The sequence below is a fragment of the Micromonospora foliorum genome (assembly GCF_022229015.1).
GTDB lineage: Bacteria > Actinomycetota > Actinomycetes > Mycobacteriales > Micromonosporaceae > Micromonospora > Micromonospora foliorum.
On the sequence record NZ_JAKKFF010000050.1, the window covers coordinates 1 to 3,748 of the forward strand.

A 3,748-nucleotide genomic window follows, 5' to 3' on the forward strand; every position below is an offset into this window, starting at 1 on the left:
GCCGCGACCGCTCCGACGCCGGCACGCCGGCCGTCGCCGAGGCACCTGTGGCCGACGCCGACGACGACGGCACCCGTACCCCCCGCCGCCGGCGTCGCCGCCGGTCCGGCGAGGTGGTCGCGGGCGAGGCGACCGCGGTGATCTCCGCCGACGCCGGCCCCGCCGAGCCGGCCGCCGCGGCCGACGGCGAGGCGTCCAAGCCGCGCCGCCGCCGGCGCCGCCGTGGTGGCGGTTCCGGCGCGGGTACGCCGGCCGAGGCGACCGCGGACTGACCACCAGCCACACCTGACATCCCCCGCACCGCCTCGCGCGGTGCGGGGGATGTTCCCTTCTCCCACCCCACCTGCCGAAGATGGAACGATGCCGCAACCACTGGACGCCGCCCTGACCGAGGTTCGGGCGCTGCTGCTCGACCCCGCGCTGACCCGGGCGGTCGCCGCCGGACGCCGCCGCGGGCGCCGCCCCACCGTTGAGCGGGCCGAGCTGCGGCCGGTGACGCTGAAGGCCGGGCCCCGGATGCAGATCACCACGTCCGACGGCGCTCGCCCGTACACCCGCAACCTCGCCTCCGGCCCCGAGGCCGCTGCGGCGATCGACGAACTGCTCGCCGAGCCGTTCGGCAACTGGCACGTCGAGACGGTCGACGCGACCCTCCAGTTGCGGGTGACCAAGTCCGGTGAAGCGCAGGTGCACCGGGCCGCCACGTCCCGCCCGGCGGCGACGCCCAGCGGAAACGACCGGACGAAGGAATACCTGCTCGACCCGGGTGACCCGATCTTCGCGGAGATCGGCGGCTCGGCGGCCAAGCGTCGCCAGGTGGACGCGTTCCTGCGGGCCCTGGCCGCGACCCTGCCCGACGACCTGACCGGTCCGCTACGGGTGGTCGACCTGGGCTGCGGCAACGCCTACCTGACGTTCGCCGCGTACCGATACCTGACGAGCCGAGGGCTCGACGTCCAGCTGATCGGCGTGGACCTCCGCGAGGACCAGCGGCGGCGCAACATCGAGCTGGCACAGCGGCTGGGCTGGGGCGATCAGGTCAGCTTCGTGGCCGGGACGATCGCCGACGCCGTCGTCGACCCCGCCCCTGACCTGGTGCTGGCGTTGCACGCCTGCGACACCGCCACCGACGAGGCGCTGGCCCGCGCGGTCCGCTGGGAGGCCCGCTGGGTGCTGGCCGCGCCGTGCTGCCACCACGATCTGGCGAAGCAGCTCCGCGCCCACCCCGCCCCGGCACCGTACGAGCTGCTGACCCGTCAGGGCATCCTGCGCGAACGCTTCGCCGACGTGCTCACCGACGCACTGCGCGCCGGGCTGCTGCGGGTACACGGGTACCGGGCCGACGTGGTGGAGTTCGTGGACTCGCAGCACACCCCGCGTAACCTGCTGATCCGCGCACGTCGTACCGGTGCCGGGGCAACCGAGCCGCAGCGCGCGGAGTACCGCGAGCTGGTGGACCAGTGGCAGGTCACCCCCCGGCTGGAGACCCTGCTGACCGCCGGAGAGACGCCCTAGCTCCTGGGTGGCTGGCGTCGGCGGTCCCGGCCACCGTTGCGCTCGCTGGCACCGCGGTCGAGGACCGACACCCGGTCGGCACCGGACCGCTGGGCGGCCCACTCACCGTCGCCCGGGGCGGTCGGGAATGGTACGACCTTGCCGCCGGTCTCGGCATTGCCGGCTGCCGTGAAGGCGTTCCAGGAGATGTCCACCAGCAGCCTCTTCACCTCGGCGTGCCGGATGGCGGCGTTGTGTTGCAACGCCATCCGGGCACCGAGCAGGACCGCGACCAGCGTGGTGGTGATGGTGCCGGTGGCGGCCAGCACCTGGAGACCGGTCGCGGAGTCGGTGCGGAGCACCAGGACCAGCAACCAGATCCAGAACCCGGCAGCGAAGACGCCGGCCTTGGCGACGAAGAAGAGGCTCACCGCACCGGGCTGGTACGGCTGGGGGCGGCTCGATTCGGCCATGGTGCTCCTCGGCGGTGGTCCGGTCGGACGCGGCACGCGACAGGCGCCATGTCGGGACGGGCACCGAGCTTAATGGAAGAACGATGATGATCGCTCGATGCAATTTTCGTTCTGCACACACGGTTCCAGAGGAAAGTCTCGTCCACGGGACAGTTTGTGCGGTCAGTCAATTGTTTCCGGCTCCGGGCGTACTACCCTCGGAAGGCGCATCGTCCCGGTGCTCCGGTGGGAGGGGAAGACACACAGGGATGGGATCCGCCGACGTATCACCGCAGATGGCCTTCGCCCGCTTCGTCCGGCGCGCCATCGATGACGCTCGTGACGAACGTGGCTGGACCGTGACTGATCTTGCCTCGCACACGGGCGTGGGTCGCTCCACGGTGTTCCGCTGGCTGGCCGGTGATTGGCAGGATTATCCCGAGTTGGCCAAGGTGCGCGGCTTCTGCGCCGCACTGGATCTGCCGGTCGCCGCCGCGTTCCGCGCGCTCGGGCTGCCCGACGCCGGCCCCGCGCCCCGCCGCCGCCACGACGACGGCCCGGTCGAGGCCGACGTCCGCGCCATCCTGGACCGGCTGGCCGACCCCACGGTCCCCGCCGAGGAGAAGCACCACATCCGCGACCTGCTCCGCTACCTGGCCCGCCGCCCCATCCGCCGAGCCGGCTAACCCCACCCCCACCCCACCCCACAAACCCCATCCCCCGTTCCGGGGCCGTTGATCATGAAGTTATTGCCACGACACGCCGTGGCGAGAGGCAATAACTTCATGATCACCGGGCCAGGGCCAGGGCCAGGGCCCGGGCCCGGGCCCGGGTGGGGTGGGGGCTGGGGCTAGGGGACGGTCAGGGTGAATTCGGCGGTTCGGACTTCGGTGTTCACCTGGAAGTCGAGGTAGAGGCGGTAGCGGCCGGGGCCGGGGGTGGTCAGCCAGAACTTGATCTGACCGTCCACCAGCTCGGTCTCCGGGTGTACGTGCAGATAGCCGAGGTCGCCCTCGCGCAACGCCACCAGGTGCCCGTACGCCCCGAGATACCGCTCCAGCGGGGCGGCGCCGCCCCCGTCCACCCGGAAGGTCAGCGGCACGGTCGTCCCGGCCTGCGGGGTGCCCTGGTAGCCGACGGTGAAGCCGTCCACGGTCGTCGAGGTGGCCGGCCCCGGCAGTGGACGAGGTCGGTAGTCGCCGGGTGCCACCAGGTCCGTGCCGAGGGTCACCGCGGTCTGCGCGCCGTTGTCGGCGACCACTGTGAAATCGGCGTACGCGCGCCAGAGGCCGGGCTGCGCGAGGGTCAACGGCACCGACCAGGTGCCGTCGGTCGCCATGGTCGGGTGCAGGTGCTGATAACCGGTCAGGTCCCGTCGGACGACGATGAGGTGCATCGGCTTGTCGTGCACGATGGCGAAACGAGCCACCGGCCGGCGCTGCCCGTCGCGCACCTGGAAGCGGAGCTGACCGGGACGGCCCGCCGCGAACTCGGTGGCCAGGGGTGCCAGGGTGAACCCGGCCGAGCTGACCGCCAGACCGCCCGGCTCGGTGGCCGCGCCCTGATCGGTGGTCGTGGCGCTGCCGTGGTTGTGCGGCCCGACGCCCGGCGGGTCGGTGTGCTCGGCTGCCAACGACGGACTGCCGGTGGCGGCGCCTGTGGTGTTCAGCCGGCCGAGGCCGAAGCCGAGCAACACCGCCAGCACCAGCCCGCCGACCACCAGCGCCAGCCGGAGGGTGCTCCGGTCCGGCCCGGCGGGACCCTCGTCAGTCACGACCGACGCCCCGCGCCTGGCCGGCCTC

The 3,748-nt window shown here is 72.7% G+C and carries 4 protein-coding genes and 1 pseudogene; 3 read left to right on the top strand and 2 right to left on the bottom strand.

All coding sequences use genetic code 11. The annotated features are described in order from the left end of the window. Positions 1 to 272 (top strand): annotated as a pseudogene (locus PSH25_RS04715) (DEAD/DEAH box helicase); the annotation flags it as partial. 88 nt (positions 273 to 360) lie between these two features. Next, on the top strand, positions 361 to 1,515 hold the full coding sequence (locus tag PSH25_RS04720; protein WP_238657836.1) for a class I SAM-dependent methyltransferase: 1,155 nt from the start codon (positions 361 to 363) through the stop codon (positions 1,513 to 1,515). Here the strand turns inward: PSH25_RS04720 and PSH25_RS04725 are convergent. Continuing rightward, positions 1,512 to 1,967 (bottom strand): hypothetical protein, encoded by a 456-nt coding sequence (locus tag PSH25_RS04725; RefSeq protein WP_238657837.1) that lies wholly within the window; start codon positions 1,965 to 1,967, stop codon positions 1,512 to 1,514. The two genes, PSH25_RS04720 and PSH25_RS04725, sit on opposite strands and share 4 nt — an antisense overlap. A 248-nt stretch (positions 1,968 to 2,215) precedes the next feature. Here PSH25_RS04725 and PSH25_RS04730 point away from each other — a divergent pair, with 248 nt between their 5' ends. After that, positions 2,216 to 2,632 (top strand): helix-turn-helix domain-containing protein, encoded by a 417-nt coding sequence (locus PSH25_RS04730; RefSeq protein WP_091402568.1) that lies wholly within the window; start codon positions 2,216 to 2,218, stop codon positions 2,630 to 2,632. A 164-nt stretch (positions 2,633 to 2,796) separates the two neighbouring features. Here the strand turns inward: PSH25_RS04730 and PSH25_RS04735 are convergent, their stop codons facing one another. Next, positions 2,797 to 3,720 carry a DUF8832 domain-containing protein gene (locus PSH25_RS04735; RefSeq protein ID WP_238657838.1) on the bottom strand — a complete coding sequence of 308 codons (924 nt, stop codon included), beginning with the start codon at positions 3,718 to 3,720 and terminating at the stop codon, positions 2,797 to 2,799. Positions 3,721 to 3,748: the final 28 nt, after the last annotated feature.

Coding starts and splice junctions, on each gene's coding strand:
- PSH25_RS04720 (WP_238657836.1), top strand. CDS start 361: ATGCCGCAACCACTGGACGCCGCCCTGACCGAGGTTCGGGCGCTGCTG.
- PSH25_RS04730 (WP_091402568.1), top strand. CDS start 2,216: ATGGGATCCGCCGACGTATCACCGCAGATGGCCTTCGCCCGCTTCGTC.
- PSH25_RS04725 (WP_238657837.1), bottom strand. CDS start 1,967: ATGGCCGAATCGAGCCGCCCCCAGCCGTACCAGCCCGGTGCGGTGAGC.